The 18452-nt window shown below is 63.6% G+C and carries 15 protein-coding genes and 1 riboswitch; of the genes, 10 read left to right on the top strand and 5 right to left on the bottom strand.

Translation table 11 applies throughout. The annotated features are described in order from the left end of the window. The first annotated feature begins 65 nt into the window (after positions 1-65). Complete coding sequence (locus ACT6Q8_RS08995; protein WP_444733249.1) at positions 66-1646, top strand: peptide MFS transporter; 1581 nt, start codon at positions 66-68, stop codon at positions 1644-1646. 117 nt (positions 1647-1763) lie between these two features. Here ACT6Q8_RS08995 and surE read toward each other — a convergent pair whose 3' ends face one another. Next, positions 1764-2528, bottom strand: coding sequence for a 5'/3'-nucleotidase SurE (gene surE / locus ACT6Q8_RS08990; protein WP_444733248.1), 765 nt, complete (start codon positions 2526-2528; stop codon positions 1764-1766). Between the two features lie 86 nt (positions 2529-2614). Here surE and ACT6Q8_RS08985 point away from each other — a divergent pair, with 86 nt between their 5' ends. The 3 genes from ACT6Q8_RS08985 to ACT6Q8_RS08975 all read left to right on the top strand — a co-directional run bounded on the left by ACT6Q8_RS08985 (position 2615) and on the right by ACT6Q8_RS08975 (position 7136). Next, positions 2615-2944 carry a DUF1491 family protein gene (locus ACT6Q8_RS08985; protein WP_054168670.1) on the top strand — a complete coding sequence of 110 codons (330 nt, stop codon included), beginning with the start codon at positions 2615-2617 and terminating at the stop codon, positions 2942-2944. A 219-nt stretch (positions 2945-3163) separates the two neighbouring features. Further along, a complete protein-coding gene (locus tag ACT6Q8_RS08980; RefSeq protein ID WP_444733247.1) occupies positions 3164-5311 on the top strand; it encodes a TonB-dependent receptor in 2148 nt (715 codons plus the stop codon). Positions 5312-5483: 172 nt separating this feature from the next. Continuing rightward, on the top strand, positions 5484-7136 hold the full coding sequence (locus tag ACT6Q8_RS08975) for a pectate lyase (RefSeq protein WP_444733246.1): 1653 nt from the start codon (positions 5484-5486) through the stop codon (positions 7134-7136). 9 nt (positions 7137-7145) lie between these two features. On the opposite strand, the gene ACT6Q8_RS08970 is transcribed toward ACT6Q8_RS08975, so the two are convergent. The 4 genes from ACT6Q8_RS08970 to ACT6Q8_RS08955 form a co-directional block, all read right to left on the bottom strand. Continuing rightward, positions 7146-7655 carry a hypothetical protein gene (locus ACT6Q8_RS08970; RefSeq protein WP_054168672.1) on the bottom strand — a complete coding sequence of 170 codons (510 nt, stop codon included), beginning with the start codon at positions 7653-7655 and terminating at the stop codon, positions 7146-7148. A gap of 86 nt (positions 7656-7741) precedes the next feature. Further along, positions 7742-8236, bottom strand: coding sequence for a DUF192 domain-containing protein (locus ACT6Q8_RS08965; protein ID WP_444733245.1), 495 nt, complete (start codon positions 8234-8236; stop codon positions 7742-7744). A gap of 36 nt (positions 8237-8272) precedes the next feature. Beyond that, on the bottom strand, positions 8273-9421 hold the full coding sequence (locus ACT6Q8_RS08960) for an acetoin utilization protein AcuC (protein ID WP_444733244.1): 1149 nt from the start codon (positions 9419-9421) through the stop codon (positions 8273-8275). A 49-nt stretch (positions 9422-9470) separates the two neighbouring features. Next, entirely contained in the window at positions 9471-9971 is a 501-nt protein-coding gene (locus ACT6Q8_RS08955; RefSeq protein ID WP_444733243.1) for a nuclear transport factor 2 family protein, read from the bottom strand. A 132-nt stretch (positions 9972-10103) separates the two neighbouring features. Then, a riboswitch (TPP riboswitch) is annotated at positions 10104-10208 on the top strand. Here ACT6Q8_RS08955 and ACT6Q8_RS08950 point away from each other — a divergent pair. From ACT6Q8_RS08950 to mfd, 6 genes are all read left to right on the top strand, one after another. Beyond that, positions 10201-10971, top strand: coding sequence for an ABC transporter ATP-binding protein (locus tag ACT6Q8_RS08950; RefSeq protein ID WP_444733242.1), 771 nt, complete (start codon positions 10201-10203; stop codon positions 10969-10971). It overlaps the preceding riboswitch by 8 nt. Continuing rightward, positions 10968-11738, top strand: a complete 771-nt coding sequence (locus tag ACT6Q8_RS08945) for an ABC transporter permease (protein ID WP_444733241.1) — start codon at positions 10968-10970, stop codon at positions 11736-11738. Before ACT6Q8_RS08950 ends, ACT6Q8_RS08945 begins: the two co-directional genes overlap by 4 nt. Positions 11739-11743: 5 nt before the next feature. Beyond that, entirely contained in the window at positions 11744-12694 is a 951-nt protein-coding gene (locus ACT6Q8_RS08940) for an ABC transporter substrate-binding protein (RefSeq protein WP_156344669.1), read from the top strand. 93 nt (positions 12695-12787) lie between these two features. Then, positions 12788-13555, top strand: coding sequence for a TylF/MycF family methyltransferase (locus tag ACT6Q8_RS08935; protein ID WP_444733240.1), 768 nt, complete (start codon positions 12788-12790; stop codon positions 13553-13555). Positions 13556-14010: 455 nt separating this feature from the next. After that, on the top strand, positions 14011-14625 hold the full coding sequence (locus ACT6Q8_RS08930) for a hypothetical protein (RefSeq protein WP_054168678.1): 615 nt from the start codon (positions 14011-14013) through the stop codon (positions 14623-14625). A gap of 183 nt (positions 14626-14808) precedes the next feature. Then, entirely contained in the window at positions 14809-18432 is a 3624-nt protein-coding gene (mfd, locus tag ACT6Q8_RS08925) for a transcription-repair coupling factor (protein WP_444733239.1), read from the top strand. Positions 18433-18452: the final 20 nt, after the last annotated feature.

The following is an 18452-nucleotide window of genomic DNA, read 5'->3' as shown; positions in this document are numbered from 1 at the left end:
TATGTCGGACATGACAAACATGCTATAGCGGCGCTTCCTCAGCATCCAAACACAACAAGGCTGCAATGGCTTGGATATCAAACGACCCCGAACGGGGTTTTTTCGGGCATCCGCGTGGTCTGGCGCCCCTGTTCTTTGCCGAGATGTGGGAACGCTTCTCCTTCTACGGCATGCGGGCACTTCTGACCCTCTATCTGGTCAAGCATTTCCTCTATAGCGACGGGACCGCCGGCTTCATCTATGCCAGCTACGCCTCCCTGAACTATGCGATGCCAGTGATCGGCGGCCTGATCGCCGACCGTTATCTGGGCAGCCGCAAGGCGGTTATGCTGGGCGCCATCCTGCTGGTCTGCGGCCATATCGGCATGGCCTTCGAAGGCGCGCCCGCCCAGGTGATCGACGGTGTCGTGGTACGTCAGTCGCCCTATGACCAGATCATGTTCCTGTCGCTGGCCTTCATCATCACCGGCGTCGGCTTCCTGAAGTCGAACATCTCGACCATGGTCGGCAAGCTGTATGGCAGCAAGGATGACCCGCGCCGTGACCCCGGCTACACGATCTTCTACATGGGCGTGAACCTGGGCTCGTTCTTCTCCACCATCGCCTGCGGTTACCTGGGCGAGACCTATGGCTGGAAATACGGCTTCGGTCTGGCCGGCATCGGCATGGTATTCGGCCTGATCGTGTTTGCGCGCGGCACCAAGTGGTACCGCAACTCCGAAGCGCCCGATCCGGTGAAGCTGACCAAGCCGCGCGCCTTCGGCCTGTCGCTGGAATGGATGATCTATATCGCTGCTGTCGTCGGCGTGATCATCAACTGGCAGCTGGTGCAGAACCATCACGTCGTCGGCTCCCTGCTGCTGTCCGTCGTGGCGCTGGTTGTGGTCGGCCTGATCTGGTTCTCCATCACCCAGTGCACGAAGATCGAGCGCGAGCGTCTGATCGCCATGATGCTCATGATCTCTCTGTCGGTGGTGTTCTGGACCCTGTTTGAACAGGCTGGCACCTCGCTGACCCTGTTCGCTGACCGCAATTCCGACCGTTCACTGTTCGGCCTGATCATTCCGGCCTCGGTGGTGCAGGTCTTCAACCCGATGTTCATCGTGTTGCTGGGCCCACTGTTCAGTTGGGGATGGGTGGCACTGGCCCGCAAGGGGCTGGAGCCGTCGACCCCGATGAAGTTCGGTCTGGCCATCATCCAGGTAGCGCTTGGCTTCGGCGCGCTGGTCGTCGGTGGCGCCGTCGTGGGTGAAGATGCGCAGACCGGCCTGATCTGGCTGGTGCTGGCCTATCTGCTGCACACGACCGGTGAGCTGTGCCTGTCGCCCGTCGGCCTGTCCATGATCAGCCGCCTGTCGGTGGCCCGCATCACGGCCATGATGATGGGTGTCTGGTTCCTGTCGTCGGCTGGCGCGCATTATCTGGCCGGCTTCATCGCAGATGCCGCCAGCGCGAGCGCGGAGGGCGGGGCCGTCCTGTCGCCGCAGGAAAGCCTGAAGGTCTATACGGGCGTGTTCTACGACCTGCTGATCTGGGCTGGTGGCATCGGCGTTGCCGTCTGCATCGCCTCTCCGCTGATCCGCAAGCTGATGCACACGGACGCGGCCGACATGCACACGGTGGAAAAGGGCAGCAAGGCTGCCTGATCTCGTCCGGCATGTTTGATAAGTGAAGGGGCCGTCCGGGGTGATCCGGGCGGCCCTTTTGTTTTATACAATTCCTCAGTCGCCGACCTCCAACGGTCAGAACTTTGACCGTTGGTTTTATCCCCGCAAACTGGCCAGCAGGGCATGGTCCGTCATGTCGAACCCGATGGGTGTGACGCTGATTTCCCGGCGGCGGAGCGCACCGATATCGGTATCATCCGCGCCCTGCCCCGGATGGCGGCGGATAGACAGCCAGTGATAGGGGAAGCCGCGCGTATCCTCCCGGCTTTCCACACCCATCACCATGCTGCCCGGCGGGGCCTGGCGCGTGACGCTGACGCCTGTCACCTCTTCCGGGTCCACATCCGGAAAGTTCACGTTCAGCACGCTGGCGGGGGCGGTGCCGAAGCGACGCACGATGGCTTCCAGGCCGGATATGGCCGTCTTCCAGCGCACATTTCTGCGGTCGCGCCAGGCCTGGCTGACGGCATAGGCCGGAACCCCGCATAGCCGCGCCATGATGGCGGCGCTGACGGTCCCGGAATAGCCGACCTCCTCCCCGATATTGGCCCCCCGGTTGATGCCGGAAAACACGATGTCGGGCGGATTGTCCTTCAGGATGTGGCTAAGCCCGATCACGACACAGTCGCTGGGCGTGCCGGTGACGGCAAAGCGGCGGGGGCCACGTTCCAGGACGCGCAGGGGGCCATGCAGGCTGATGGCGCGCGACACGCCCGACTGGTCATGTTCGGGGGCCACCACCCAGACCTCCGCCGCCAGCGGTGTCACCGCCTCGATCAACGCCGCCATGCCCGGCGCGTCGATCCCATCATCATTGGTCAGCAGCGCACGGGTGAACAGGGGGGCGGTCGGGGCTTGCATGGCGGGTCCGGACATGGTGGTTAGAGGCAACGCCCATTCAAATCGAACAAGCGTTTGAAGTCGAGCACGAACAGGACCGGAAGACCATGGAAGAACGCCTGCCCACCCATCTGTTCGTGCAAAGCCATCTCTGGCGGCTGTCGGCGGCGGGCGTGCCCACCTATGTGCTGCGCAAGGGAGAGCGGGAAAGCGGGCTGATCTTGTTGAAGATCACAGTGCCGTTCCAGGGCAGCCGCATGTTCAGCCAGGGCCGCGACATCAATGGCAAGCTGGGCTGGCAGCCGGGGGCCAATGGCGAGATGATCGACGAAATGGCCGCACGGGAATTCGTGGAACGCCATGTAAAGCGCGATCCCGACCTCTGGGTGATCGAGGTGGAAACGCGCGATGGCAGCAATCCGTTTCACGAGAATTGAGCTGTTTTCGGTTGACCGGAAACAGCGCCGGCGGCGACTGCCGCCGCGCGGCACGTGCCGCGAAAGCCAAGCTGCGGATGCAGCGCCGGCGATTGAGGAACAGATAGCTTTAACCTGACGCAACCCTGCCCCCCGCGCGCTTTTTCTTGCGGGGACAGAAAATTTCGTGAATTCAGGCGCGGAATCCTGATCGAACCCCAGACATTGGTTCCGCAACCCATGAAACACCCTGCCTACCGCTACGCCCGTATTCTGTCCGCGACGACCGCCCTTCTGGCCCTGTCGCTTCCCGCCATGGCAGAAACGGCGCTTGACGAGATTGTCGTCACCGCCACCCGCCGCGCCACCGCCATCCGCGATGTCCCGGCCAGCGTGTCCCGCGTGGACCGCAATGATTTTGAGGCCAAGGCAACCCGTTTCATCGGGGAAGAATTGCGCGGCCTGCCCGGACTGGTCGTCAAGACCAACGACCAGGGCACCTACACCGACATCACCATCCGCGGCGTGCCCAACCGGGTGCATAACGACACCATCACGGTCCTGATGGACGGCGTGCCCTTCGTCACGGGCGATGATGAGGTGGACCTGGAACAACTGCCCTTCGGCGTTGTCGGACAGGTCGATGTGGTACGCGGGCCCACCAGCGCCCTTTATGGCCGTGGCGCCATTGCCGGCACCATCAATTACATCACGCGTGAGGTCACCGACGAGCCGCTGTCCCAGGCACAGGCCGGCTACGGCTCTCACGACTGGTGGAACGCCGCCGCCATGGTGCAGCGGGCCACGGGCGATGTCGGCGCCATCCTGATCTCCGCCCAGGCGCAGGGGGCGGATGGCTGGCGCGACCGTACCGACCGGGAGGAACAGACCCTGTTCGTGAAACAGCGTCTGGACCTGACTGAGGCGACGACCCTGAACCTGACCGGCACCTATGTGAACACCGAACAGGGGCTGGCAGGCGAATTGCCGACCGACGCGAACGGCATCCCCGTCGCCCTGCCCGGTGGCCGCAAAGGCAACTGGAACCAGGATGGCGCCGGTTTTGACAAGCGGATGTGGACGGGCACGGCAATGCTGTCCAGCGCGGTGACGGATGATGTCACCAGCACCACCCGCCTGCACGCCCGCCACGCCAACACCGCTGGCCGCCAAGGGTTTTTCAATCCGTATGACCCGGCCAGCGGTACCGTGAATTTCACCGGCTTCCGCGTGGATGGCAGCACCGACACCTATTTTGCCGAACAGCAGGTGGATGCGCGCCTGGATGATACGTGGCGCGTTCTGGCCGGTGTGTCGGCAGAGCAGGTGGAGGCCCACCATATCGAAACCTGGACCGGGGAGTTCGATTTCGGCCCCCGTTTCTATACCCAGCGTCGCAATGCCCAGACCGGCGCGCATGTCGATGCCAATATCTGGCAGTCGGATTACCTGCTGAACGCCAATGCGCGCAACCGCACCCAGGCCGCGTTCGCGCAGGTTGATGGTGATTGGGGCGATGTGGTGGCCAGTATCGGCGCGCGGCTGGATCGGTTTCAGCGCAAGGTGCATTACGGCCCGTCGGGCAGTGGCTATGGCCCCGACCCGGAGGTCACCGTCAAGGACAGCGACAGCCATATCAGCCCCAAGGCATCGCTGCGCTGGCGGGTCAGTGATCTGGTCACGGCCTATGCCGCGTTTGGCGAGGGGTTCAGCCCCGGCTTCGGTCCCATCTGGTCCTTCCGCAACCGCAACAAGGACCTGAACCCCGAAATCGCCCGCAATATTGAAGGGGGATTGAAGGGCCAGACGGCGGATGGGCGCTTCACCGCCAGCATCACCGCCTATCAGCTTCGCCGCTCCGACCTTCTACAGCTTCTGCCTGTCGGCGGGTCTGCCCGGACCATCAATAATGGTCGGCAGCGGTCGCGCGGGGTGGAGGTGGAGGCATCCGCCGATCTGGGCAATGGTACGGCGCTGAACCTGACTTATGGCTTTACCGAAGCCATCTGGACAGAGAACGCCTTTCTGGAGCCGGACACCAACCGGCCCTTCGATTTCACCGGCAAGGATGTGGCGGGTGTGCCCCGGCATGCCGGGCGGGTGGAGATTGTACAGGCTGTGCCGGATGTCCCCGTCACCCTGCGCGCCTGGGCCGATATCTCCGGCGATTACGCCTATGACGGCGCCAACAGCCGCAAGGCCGGCGGCTATATGCTGGCCAATGCCGCCATCACCTGGGCGGCGCTGGATGGGCTGGATCTGACCCTCACGGGGCGCAACCTGTTCGACCGCAAGGTCAACAATGTTGTTGCCAATAATGACGGTCCCTTTGCCTATTTCCCGCAGCCGCCGCGGGAATGGGTGCTGACGGGGACTGTAAGGTTCTGACGAAGAGTAGCAGAGCGGGCCGAGACGACCGGCCCGCTCTCCATACAAACCCTGACACCGGTGACAATTTGCGACATGATCCCACTAGGAAACCGGTGTCATGTGTGATTTACTCGGGGCTTGAGAGATGGCCGGCAGAGCCATCCATGGAGCGAAGCCCGGAGACGTTCGAATGACCATCGCCGCTTTCAAGCGTGCCCTGATCTGTGCCTGCCTGCCGCTGATGCTGGCCCTGCCCGGCCATGCCCAGCCCGCCACCAGCAGTCCCGCCGCGCAGGAGGCCGTTCAGGCCCCCAGCCGCGCGGAAATCCTGGCGACCATGAAGCGGGCGGCCACGTTCATGATGGATGAGGCTGCCGTCAATGGCGGTTATGTCTGGCAATATCTGCCGGACTTTTCCCGCCGCTGGGGTGAGTTGGAAGCCAACAAAACCATGATCTGGGTGCAGCCACCGGGCACGCCCACCATGGGACACCTGTTCCTGGACGCTTGGCACGCCACGGGTGATGGCTGGTACCTGGATGCCGCCATGAAGACGGCAGACGCGCTGATCAAGGGGCAGTTGGACAGCGGCGGCTGGAACTATGTCATCGATACGGCCGGCGAGGACTCGCTCAAGCGCTGGTACGACACCTATGGCAAGAATGCCTGGCGGATGGAGGAATTCCACCATTATTACGGCAACGGCACCTTTGACGATGCCGGCACCGCCGAGGCGACACAGTTCCTGCTGCGCCTGTACCTGGAGAAGAAGGACAAGGGCATCAAGAAGGCGCTGGACAAGGCGCTGGGCTTCATTCTGAACGCCCAATATCCCAATGGCGGCTGGCCACAGCGTTTCCCCCTGGTCAAGGATGGCGGCCTGCATGGCAAGCCGGACTATACCGGCTACATCACCTTCAATGATGATGTGTCGGGCGAAAATCTGGAGGTGCTGGTCTTCGCCTATCAGGTGCTGGGCGATAAAAAGCTGATCGACCCGATCCGCCGTGGCATGGATATCTTCATCGCCACGCAGCAGCCGCAGCCGCAGCCCGCCTGGGGCCTGCAGCACCGCACCACCGACCTGAAGCCAACCGGTGCCCGCACCTATGAGCCGGAAGCCTTCGCCACCCATACGACGGCCAACAATATCAAGCAGTTACTGAACTTCTACCGCCTGACCGGCGATGCGAAATATCTGGCACGGGTGCCGGAGGCGCTGGATTGGCTGGATAAGGTGCAGTCACCGCCCAGCCTGCGCACCCAGGGCCGCACGCACCCGACCTTCCTGGCAGTTGGCACCGATAAGCCGCTATATCTGCATCGGCGCGGGTCGAACGTGGTCAATGGTGAATATTACACCAGCGACAGCCCGAATGAGGTGATCGCCCATTACGGGTCCTTCCGGACAATCGATACGCAGACATTACGGGCCGAGTATCAGAAGCTGGCGGCCATGAAGGGCGAAGAAATTTCCAAGGGCTCGCCCATGCTGGCCAAGCCCGGCACCTACAAACTGCCCCGCTATTTCACGCTGCGCGATGTCGATGTCTTTGACATGATGAAGACGGACAATGCCGAGAAGGTGGCGGGTGCCGATAAGCTGGCCGATCTGATCCGGGGCCTGAACCCGCGCGGATACTGGCCGGTGAAGCTGACCGCCGTATCGAACCCGTATATCGGCGACGGGCCGGCCACGCCGACGGGGGGTGAATACCGGGCGACGCGCGTGGGCGACCTGTATGACACCTCCCCCTACAATGCCGATTACCCGGTGGAAGGCATCTCCACCGCCGCGTTCGTCAAGAATATGGGCGAACTGATCAAGGCGCTGGGCCAGTAAGGGCCGGCGTCAGATATCCAGATCCACCTGATGGCTGTCCGGGGTGACGGCCATCAGGGCGTGGATATAGTTGGAAATCTTGGTGGCCCGTTCGCTGTGCAAACCCAACAGGATTTGCATCTGCTGCGCCAGTTGTACCGCATCGACCCCATCGCTGACCGCCGCAAGGGCCGCAGCTTCTGCCTGTATCTCTTCCTCCGCCGTCATGGCGGCCAGGGTCTGATCGGGCGTTGGCGGCGGCGGTGGCGGGTGGTCTGGCGCGTGATCGGGCTGCCGGTCGGCGAAGCGGCCCAGATTGTTGCGGATACGCTGCTTCTGCGGCGTGGTCAGGTCGGGCAGGCTTTCGACCTCGTCCATCACCAGATCAATCAGGCGATGGCGAAGGCTGCGTCCTTCCCGTCCCTTTTCCTCCCGCCGCGGCCGTTCCTCAATCCGGTTGACGCCCAGAACATGCCGATCCTTCGACGGCGGCGTCACCGGCGTGGGCAGTCGCTGCAAAGGGGGCGTATAGAAAGCCATGCGCCAGCTTACCACGCCGTATCCGATTGGAAATGCGCTGGTTTCTGGCGTTTCGGGGCCTCAGTTGCCCGCGTGGCGCATGATGGTTACGGACGGCGTACCCCAAAGGCGGGATGCAGCAGCCGGTCCCCAGGCTTTATCCCCAGCTTGGCCGACAGCCCGCCATTCAGTTCCAGCACCGCCAGCGCCGGCCCGGCGGACGGCAGCGGGGTGAGGTCCAGGGGCTTGCCATGCTGGATGTTCAGGATATAGCCGTTGGCATCGATGAAGATAATATCCAGCGGGATCAAGGTGTTCTTCATCCAGAAGGACAGTTTGCTTTCCTGATCATTCAGGAACAGCATCCCCTTCTCATCCGCCATCTTCTCTACGAACATCAGGCCGATGGCCTGCTGCTGCGGGGTCAGGGCCAGATCGACATTGAAGCTGTGGCGCTGCCCACCCTTGGTTTCAATCACCAGATTGTCGCGGTTCAGGCCCGATTGCGGCCCCATCTGGGCGGCGGCATCGGGCATGGCGGCGGGCAGAATGATGGGGGACAGGGACAGCAGCAGGGCAAGGGCCAGACGGCGCAGCAGCATGATGGTTCCCGGCGCGGGGTTAAGATAGGTTCTATCTTACCATAGGTCGCGGACGGATGCTGCGGCCTGCCGCACCATGTCGCGGATCGGCCCCTCATGCGGCGGATCGACCAGCGTTTCCATCCAGCGGCGGGGCGGATTGCGCCCTTCCCGCCGTTCCCAGGTCAGGGATTTCAGCACGTCCGAAGCCGCCGGGGTCAGCGGTGCCTCCAACGGGTCGATCCCGTTCAGCACGGCCCAGATGCCGGCCCAGGCACGACCCACCGACCAGGGATTATAACCGCCGCCACCCACCACGATGGTTCGCGGGGCCAGCCCAACCAGATCACCTACCGCGCGCCACAGCGCGCGGTTGGACAGGGACAGGCGCGACAGGGGATCATCGGCCAAGGCGTCGGCCCCTGTCTGGATCATCATGGCCTGCGGGCGGAAAGCGACAGCCAGCGGGATGATCGCTTCCTCCACCACATGGCGGAATTCATCATCATTCACGCCGGGGGGCAGCGGGATATTGCGGGCCATGCCACCGGCCCGGTCATCCAGCTTGCCCGTGTGCGGCCAGCGCCCTTCCTCATGCGTGGAAATGGTCAGAACGCGTTCATCATCATGGAAGGCATCCTGCACGCCATCGCCATGATGGGCGTCGAGATCGACATAGAGGATGCGGTCCAGCCCCTGATCCAGCAGCGCCATGATGCCCAGGACAGGCGCATTGAAGAAGCAGAAGCCGCTGGCGCGGGCCGGGCGGGCATGGTGCGTGCCGCTGGCCGGGGAATGCACGACACCCCCGTCCCGCACCAGATCTGCTGCCAGGATGGCGGCACCGGCGGCGATGGCGGGACGGCGATACATTTCCGGGAAGACGGGATTTTCCAGCTTGCCCAGCGCATAGCGCAGGGCCGTATCCAGATCGACCTTCTGGTCCCGCTCTGCCCGCTGCACCGCCGCGATATAGTCGCGGTCATGGAAACGGGCCAGTTGTTCTGCCGTCGCCATCGGGCTGTCGAGATAGACGGCATCATCCAGCCAGCCCATGGCGCGGGCCAGATCGGTTGCCACCGACACGCGCGGAATGGAAAGCGGGTGTTTCTTGCCGTAACTGGAATGGCGATAGATTTCACCGCCCAGATAAAGCGGGCGTAGCGTGGCGACGGATGAGAGGAGCGGGGCGGCGCTGTCGGGCATGATGAATGCAACTTATGTTGCGCCGCCGCATGGCACAAGAGGCGGAATATTATTTCACGGCCTCATGGTCGTACGAAAAGACCCGCGCCAGTTTCCAGCCGTCGGCCTCTAGTCGCCAGAACTGGCTGAACTTGGCCCTTCCCACCAGCTTTTCCGGCCCATTTCCTTGCCGCTCATAGAAGACATGCTCGCCTTGCTGGAACACACCGACGCCGGCAATCGGGTGCAGGGTCATGCTGCCCGCCACCAGTTCGCGCCGCGACCGCCAGGCGTCGGGCGCCTTACGCCCCTCACACTGTTTGGTGTAGAGCTTGACCATGTCGGCGCCCGAGCGTGCGACTTCCCCGTCCTTGTCGTGATACATCTCGAAATCGGCGGTCAGCAAGGCGGCGGCCCGCGCGGGGTCGCATTTCTCAAAGAACAGGTCGAAGAATTCGGCATCGACCTTTTCAATGGTCGCGCGCAGGGCCGCACCTTCGGGCAAGGATGCCGCCGAAGCCGGAAATGACAGGCCCGCAAGCATGGCGGCTATCAGCAAGGTGCGGTGCATCGGAACGGTCTCCACAATCGATGGACCTTCACTCAACCGCATCCGGTTCGCACGGCCAAGGGCCGACCAGGGGGATCGTCAGGGTTCCAATCATTTCCTTGCGGCCCCCGCGGTGCTTTGCCATAACCAACCCACCTCACTGGGGGGAGCCGATGGTCGGCTGAGAGGTCCTGTACGGGACGACCCCTGGAACCTGATCCGGCTGATACCGGCGTAGGGACAGTGATCCATGAATGATGTTCCGGGGCCTGCTGCGGCCCTGCCCGCCCCCGCCATCCAGGTTTGCGACGCCGCCATCGGCTTTGGCGGGCGTCTGTTGTTCAGCGCGCTGTCGATGCAGGCACCGGGGGGCATGACCACCTGCCTGCTGGGTGCCAGCGGGGTTGGCAAGTCCAGCCTGCTGCGCCTGATCGCCGGGCTTTTGGCCGGTACGGGTAGCGTCACCGCCGATGATGGCAAACCGCTGTCCGGTCGCATCGCCTGGATGGGGCAGCAGGATCTGCTGCTGCCCTGGGCCAGCGTGCTGGAGAATGTGACGCTGGGCGTCAAGCTGCGCGGGGGCCGGGTCGGCGCCACGGAGCGGGCGCGGGCCATGGCCCTGCTGAACAATGTCGGCCTGGGGGACCGCGCGGGCGACCGCCCCGATGCCCTGTCGGGTGGCATGCGGCAACGCGCGGCCCTGGCCCGCACCCTGTTCGAGGACCGGCCCATCGTCCTGATGGATGAGCCTTTTTCAGCGCTGGACGCCATCACCCGGCTGGATATGCAGGATCTGGCGGCGCGGCTTCTGTGCGGCCGTACCGTCATCATGGTGACGCATGACCCGATGGAGGCGTTGCGCTTGGGTCATCAGGTCCTGGTGTTGACCGGCAGCCCGGCACGGCTGTCCACACCGCTGACCCCGGCTGGCGACACGCCGCGCCCGCCGGATCAACACGCGTTGCTGACGCAGCAGGGTGAATTGCTGTCACGCCTGCGCGGCGGGGAGACGGCGGTATGAAGGCCGGCGGTTTCCTACGCGGTATCGTGACATTTGCGGGGCTGATCCTGGCCTGGGCACTGCTGGTGCGGCTGGCGGACCTGCCGCACTTCATCCTTCCGGGGCCGGAACGGGTGGCGCTGCGTCTGGTCGATGACTGGGCGCTGCTGGCCGAACATGCGGGATACACGCTGCTGGAAATCGTGCTGGGCCTGATCCTGGGCACGGTCTGCGGCGGGCTGGCGGCGCTGGCCCTGACGGCATCCGCCGCGGCCCGGCGCTGGCTGCTGCCGCTGCTGCTGGCCAGTCAGGCGGTGCCGGTCTTTGCCATCGCGCCGCTGCTGGTGCTGTGGCTGGGCTATGGCATGGCGTCCAAGGTGGCGATGGCCACCCTGATCATCTTCTTTCCCGTCACGGCCAGCTTCTTTGACGGGCTGCGCCGCACCGACCCCGGCTGGCTTGATCTGGCCCGCACCATGGGGGCCAGCCCCTGGGCGGTATTGCGCCATATCCGCATGCCGGCGGCATTGCCGGCCCTGGGCTCCGGCCTGCGCATGGCCGCCGCCGTGGCCCCCATCGGGGCGGTGGTAGGGGAATGGGTCGGGGCGTCGGAGGGTTTGGGCTATCTGATGCTGCACGCCACCGCGCGGGTGCAGACCGACCTGACCTTCGCCGCCCTTCTCATTCTGGCGCTGCTGGCCGTCGGCCTGTGGCTGCTGGTCGATCTTACCGTTCGCCGGGTATTGCCCTGGCTGCCTGACAGCGTGATGAGCAAGGAAGAGAGATGATGAAGATGCGTTGGATGCGCGCGGTGGCCGTGGCCGCCGCCATGACGGCCAGTGCGGCAGGCACCCTGCCCGCCCTGGCGCAGGACAAGATGACGGTGCTGCTGGACTGGTTCGTAAACCCGGACCATGGCCCGCTCTATGTCGCGCAGGAAAAGGGCTACTTCAAGGATGAAGGCCTGGCGGTGGAGATGATCGCGCCCGCCGATCCCAACGACCCGCCGCGTCTGGTCGCCGCCGGCCAGGGCGATATCGCCGTCTCCTATCAGCCGCAGCTGCATTTGCAGGTCGATGCCGGTCTGCCGGTGGTCCGCGTCGGCACCCTGGTCGCCACGCCGCTCAACACCGTCATCGTGCTGAAAGACGGGCCGATCAAGTCCATCAAGGATCTGAAGGGCAAGAAGGTCGGCTTCTCCGTCGGCGGGTTCGAGGATGCGCTGCTGGGCGCCATGCTGGAAAAGCACGGCCTGTCGCTGAAAGACATCACCCTGATCAACGTGAATTTCTCCCTGTCGCCGGCCCTGTTCGCGGGTCAGGTGGATGCCATTGTCGGCGGCTACCGCAATTTCGAACTGAACCAGATGGCGATTGAAAAGAAGGAAGGCCGGGCCTTCTTCCCCGAAGAAGAAGGCGTGCCCGCCTATGACGAGCTGGTCTTCATTACTGCTAAGAACAAGGTGAACGACCCACGCATCGGTCGTTTCCTGAACGCCGTGGAACGCGGCACCCAGTTCCTGATCAACCATCCGGACGAGGCCTGGGGCCTGTTCATCAAGGGCCGCAAGGATTTGGATACGGAGCTGAACAAGCGCGCATGGAAGGACAGCATCGCCCGCTTCGCCCACAGCCCCCGCGCGCTGGACAATGCCCGGTATGAGCGTTTCGCGCAGTTCCTGAAGGCGCGCGGCCTGATTAAGACCACGCCGGACGTCGCCACCTACGCGGTTGAGGTAAAGTGAACCGGTCCGCTTGACAGGATCAGGCCGGAACAAGCAGACATGGTGCAGGGCCCTGTCCTGCCGTTCCGGCCGCCGCCCCAGCCTCGAGGTTCCATGATGGTGCAGACCGATCCCCGCCTTCTTTACATCGAGCTGATGAAGAAGTGTCTGACGGGATTGATCTATGAGGACCCCGGCTGCGGCCCCTATGGTCAGCCCTTCAGCCGGTTCCACCGTGAGGTGGGCCATGATTGGCCCCTGAAGGCCCATACGATGATCGGCGAGAAGCGGATGAATAATCTGCGCGACGCCGTCGTCCATGTGGTGCGGGAGAATATCCCCGGCGACCTGATCGAAACGGGTGTGTGGCGCGGTGGTGCCTGCATTTTCATGCGCGCCATCCTGGCCGCCCTGAATGTGACCGACCGCACCGTCTGGGTGGCTGACAGTTTCGAAGGGCTGCCGCCCATCAATGCCGAACAATATCCAGAAGACGCCAAGTACGACGATTTGTCGAAATACGCCGAACTGGCCATCAGCCTGGAAGAGGTGCAGGCCAATTTTCAGAAATACGACCTGCTGGACGATCAGGTAAAGTTCCTGAAGGGCTGGTTCAGGGACACGCTGCCCACCGCCCCCATCGAGAAACTGGCCCTGCTGCGCCTTGACGGCGACATGTATGAATCGACCATGGACGGGTTGACCAACCTGTACCACAAGGTTTCCCCCGGCGGGGTGATCATCGTCGATGATTACAACATCATCCCCGCCTGCAAGCAGGCAGTGCATGATTTCCGTGACGCGCACGGGATCACCGAACATATCCAGCCCATCGATTACTGCGCCGTCTTTTGGATCAAGGCTGGCGAGAAGCAGGGTTGACGGCGCGGACCGGCGGGGGAGTGATTTCCCTTCAGGCACGGATGAAATGAGGGTAAATTGCCCGCTGAACGGGTAAGGTACCCGTGTCACCACGCCTCATGGTTCAAATGACTGGCAATGGCGCCCGCCCCCCGAAACGTCACGATCCGCCGCCCACGCGGTATGGACAAGGCGGGCCGGTGCAGCCAAAAGCAGCCGGGTCACCACCGCATCACGCTCCCCCACCGACCCGGTACAGCACGGCACCGGCAGCGCAATTGAAGGGGGCCGCTCCCAAGAAAGTGCCAGACATGCCAAGAACTCCCGCCTTGGCCCCGCCAATTCAGCTAACGGCTAAGCCCGCACCTGCACGCCCGGCCCATTCAACGCCGTTCGGAACCCGGACCATCCAGAGGGCAGCTTTGGACCCGCCGGCATTCGATCTGCCAGCCTATATAAGGGAATTGCGGCGGGCCATGGCGGATGCAGCGGCGAAGATGGAGGTGCTTCGCGCCGCAATGGCCGCTCCACCGGCAGGATGCCGCTTCGTGTTCCGCGTCCATTTCACCACTCATTCCGTCCTGGATGTCGGCGGCGCCAAGGCCATATGGTCCAAAGCGGTTGAGGATCGATTGCCGAAGATCGTCAAGAAGGACCTGGGCATTCCCGACGGCACGCCATTGAGCCAAATTCCCAGGAGCGTGAAAGACGGCCTAGCTGACCGCGGCATCTACGATAAAAAGCTAGGGACGCTCAGGCTGCCGCCAGCCACTGCTGAACAGATCAGGCAGGCTGTCGGACAAGTCTCGGCTGAAGCCAGAAAGACGGGCATGGCGGCCTCTATCGAAAAGCAGGCAAAAGGCTCTCACGGCTCTCCCTTGATGTCGGTATGTGTAGACAGGCCGACAGCGGGACAACTTGAGTATATCGGCGTCAACGATGCCGTCATGTATGTCTATCTGGTTCGCGAAAACACGCTCATACAAAACACTGCCGTCACATACGAAAGGGAATGGTTTGCCCCCGTGGTTCTGCTATCCAGCAACTTTGTGACAATACTCAGCCGCGAAGAATCGGCACAACTGATTTGAGACCTGCATTAGCCAGTCTCACGGTTCCCAGCGCCGGCTCCTGCACAACCCATCGTTCGGACAACACACCGAGCCTTGGTGGCGTCCAATCGCACCGGCAACACGTCCCCCTTTTGTTCCCATCGGCCACAAACCCTGCTATACCCGCCGCATCCTTGCCGATAGCCGTGAAGCCCCCTTGTCATGAGCATGATCCCCACGCCCGACATCGCCCTTAACCTGGGCCATCCGCGCCGCATGCTGCTGTCCGGCGCGCCGGACGGGCAGGATGCGCGATTGCTGGCGGCCTTGGCCAAACGCGGCGGGTCGGCGGGCCTGCTGCATATCGCCAGCGACGATGCCCGCGCGGCGCGGCTGGCAGAGGTGGTGTCCTTCTTCGCCCCGGACGTGGAGGTGCTGCATTTCCCGGCCTGGGACGTGCTGCCCTATGACCGTATCTCCCCCAATGGGGAGATCGTGGCACAGCGCATCACCACCATGACCCGGCTGCTGCGCCCCAATACCGGCAAGCCGTTCCTGGTGCTGACCACCGTCAATGCGGTGGTGCAGAAGCTTCCCCCCCGTCTTGCCTTCCGTAATGCCAGCTTTGCCGGCAAGGTCGGATCGCGCATCAATGTGGCGGAGCTTCAACGGTTCTTGTCGCAGAACGGCTATATCCGCGCGCAGACGGTGCGGGAACCGGGCGAATTCGCCATCCGGGGCGGCATCATCGACCTGTTCCCGCCCGGCAGTGGGGAGGCGCTGCGCCTGGACCTGTTCGGCGATGATCTGGACGGGGTGCGCAGCTTTGATCCCATGACCCAGCTGACGGTCGATAAGCGCGACGGTTTCCTGCTGACGCCCATGTCGGAAGTGTTCCTGGACGAAATGTCGATCCAGCGCTTCCGCACCGGCTACCGGGAGCATTTCGGGGCCGTCATGGATGACGATCCGCTGTATGAAGCGGTCAGTGCAGCGCGCAAGCATGCGGGCATGGAACATTGGCTGCCCTTGTTCCACAGTTCCATGGAAACCCTGTTCGATTATCTGCCCGATGCGTCGGTGACGCTGGACCCCAATGTCGAGCAGGCGCGCGATGAGCGGCTGGAGCAGATCCAGGATTTCTATAATGCCCGCCGCACCATGGTGGAGGCGGAGAAGAAATCCGGCAATCCGGCCTATAAGCCCATCCCCCCTTCCCTGCTGTTCCTGGATGGTGACACGTTCGACCGGCATCTGGCCGTGCGCGCGGTGGCGCAACTGTCGCCCTTCGCGGCGATTGAGGGGGAGACATCCAACAAGGACATGGTGGATGGCGGCGGGCGCAAGGGCCGCGATTTTGCCGATGCCCGCGTGCAGTCCGGCGTCAATGTCTATGACGTTCTGCGCGAGCATATCGAGGCGCTGACCCGCGACGGCCGCACCCCCGTCATCGCCGGCTACACGACCGGATCCCGCGACCGTCTGCTGTCGGTGCTGAAAGAACATGGGCTGACACGGCTGAAGGCCGTGGATGCCTGGGCCGATCTTCTGACGCTGGACAAGGGGACCGCGGCGCTGATCGTCCTGCCGCTGGACCATGGCTTCACGGCCCCCGGTCTGGCCGTCATCACCGAACAGGATATCCTGGGCGACCGTCTGGTCCGCGCCGGGTCAAAGAAGAAGCGCCGCAACGCCAATTTCATTGCGGAAGCCGCATCGCTGAACCCCGGCGATTTCGTCGTCCATATCGATCATGGCATCGGCAAATATGATGGTCTGGAGACGCTGACCGTTGGCGGCGCCCCGCATGATTGCCTGCGCATCATCTATGATGGTGGCGACAAGCTGTATGTGCCGGTGGAGAATATCGAGGTCCTGTCCCGCTATGGCAGCGAGGAGGCGGGCGCTACGCTGGACAAGCTGGGCGGCGTCGGGTGGCAATCGCGCAAGGCCCGCGTCAAGCGCCGTCTGAAGGATATGGCCGACGCGTTGCTGCGCATCGCCGCCGAACGCGCCCTGCGCCGGGCCGATGCCGTGCCGATCCCTGATGGCGCCTGGGACGAGTTCTGCGCCCGTTTCCCCTATGCGGAGACGGACGACCAGTTGCGGGCCATCGATGATGTGATCGAGGATATGGGATCGGGTAAGCCGATGGACCGCCTGATCTGCGGCGATGTCGGCTTTGGCAAGACGGAGGTGGCGCTGCGTGCCGCCTTCCTGGCCGTCATGGCGGGCCGTCAGGTGGCGGTGGTGGTGCCGACCACCCTGCTGGCGCGGCAGCATTCCCGCACCTTCGAGGCGCGGTTTGCCGGCCTGCCGGTGCGTATCGGCCAATTGTCGCGCATGGTGACCACGAAGGACGCCAACCTGACCAAGCAGGGTGTGTCCGACGGCACCGTCGATATCGTCATCGGCACCCATGCCTTGCTGGGCAAAAGCCTGGATTTCAAGCGCCTGGGCCTGGTCATCGTGGACGAGGAACAGCATTTCGGCGTGAAGCAGAAGGAGCGGCTGAAGGAGCTGCGCACCGATGTGCATGTGCTGACCCTGTCGGCCACGCCGATCCCGCGCACCCTGCAACTGGCCCTGTCGGGTGTGCGCGAATTGTCGGTGATCGCCACACCGCCCGTCGACCGTCTGGCCGTGCGCACCTTCGTCCTGCCCTTCGATCCCGTGGTGATCCGCGAGGCGATCCTGCGCGAACATCACCGGGGCGGGCAGAGCTTCTATGTCTGCCCACGCCTGGAGGATCTGGAGAAGGTGCGCGTCCGGCTGGAAGAACTGGTGCCGGAGGTGAAGCTGATCACCGCCCATGGCCAGATGGCGGCGACGGAGTTGGAGGACGTGATGACGGCCTTCGACGATGGCAAATATGACGTGCTGCTGGCCACCAACATCATTGAAAGCGGTCTGGACATTCCGCGCGCCAACACCATGATCGTCCACCGCGCCGACCTGTTCGGTCTGGCGCAGCTTTACCAGATCCGGGGCCGCGTGGGCCGGTCCAAGGTGCGCGGCTACGCCTATCTGACCTATCAGCCCAAGACGGTCCTGTCAGCCACGGCGCAGCAGCGCCTGCATGTGCTGGAGACGCTGGACAGCCTGGGCGCGGGCTTCCAACTGGCCAGCCACGACATGGATATCCGAGGTGCCGGCAACCTGCTGGGCGAGGAACAGTCGGGCCAGATCCGTGAGGTCGGCGTGGAGCTTTACCAGCAGATGCTGGAAGAGGCGGTGGAGGCGGCGCGCGGTGGCCTGTCCGACCTGCAAGTGGCAGAGGATGCCTGGTCGCCGCAGATCGCGCTGGGCATGCCGGTCCTGATCCCCGAAAGCTATGTCCCCGATCTGGGCGTACGCCTGACCCTCTACCGCCGCCTGTCCGACCTGGACAGCAAGGAGGAGGTGGAGGCGTTTGGCGTGGAATTGATCGACCGGTTCGGCAAGATGCCGCCGGAGGTCGATAATCTGCTGCGCCTGATGGAGATCAAGCGCCTGTGCCGGGAGGCGGGTGTTTCCAATCTGGACGCGGGGCCGAAGGGGGCCACCGTCGGCTTCCGCAATAACAGCTTCAAGAATCCGGCCAAGCTGGTGGAATTCATCCAGAAGCAGGCGGGCACGGCCAAGCTGCGGCCCACAGACCATAAGCTGGTCTTCCTGCGTCCCTGGGATTCGGACGAAACCCGCATGGCGGGCGCGCGCACCCTGATGCAGGCGCTGGCCCAGATGGCCGCCGGAGAGAGGGTGACGGCCGATCTTCCGCCCCCTCCGCCGCCACCTCCCCCACCCCCGCCGCCAAAACCATTGGTCAAGCGCCCGCCGTTCGGTGCGGCCAAGCGGCGCTGGTGATCGGGGATATGCAAGGAGAA

The organism is Niveispirillum sp., assembly GCF_052437035.1.
Taxonomy (GTDB): domain Bacteria; phylum Pseudomonadota; class Alphaproteobacteria; order Azospirillales; family Azospirillaceae; genus Niveispirillum.
The sequence above is the reverse complement of the archived record's forward strand: the minus strand, read 5'-3'. Positions and strand labels throughout refer to the sequence as shown.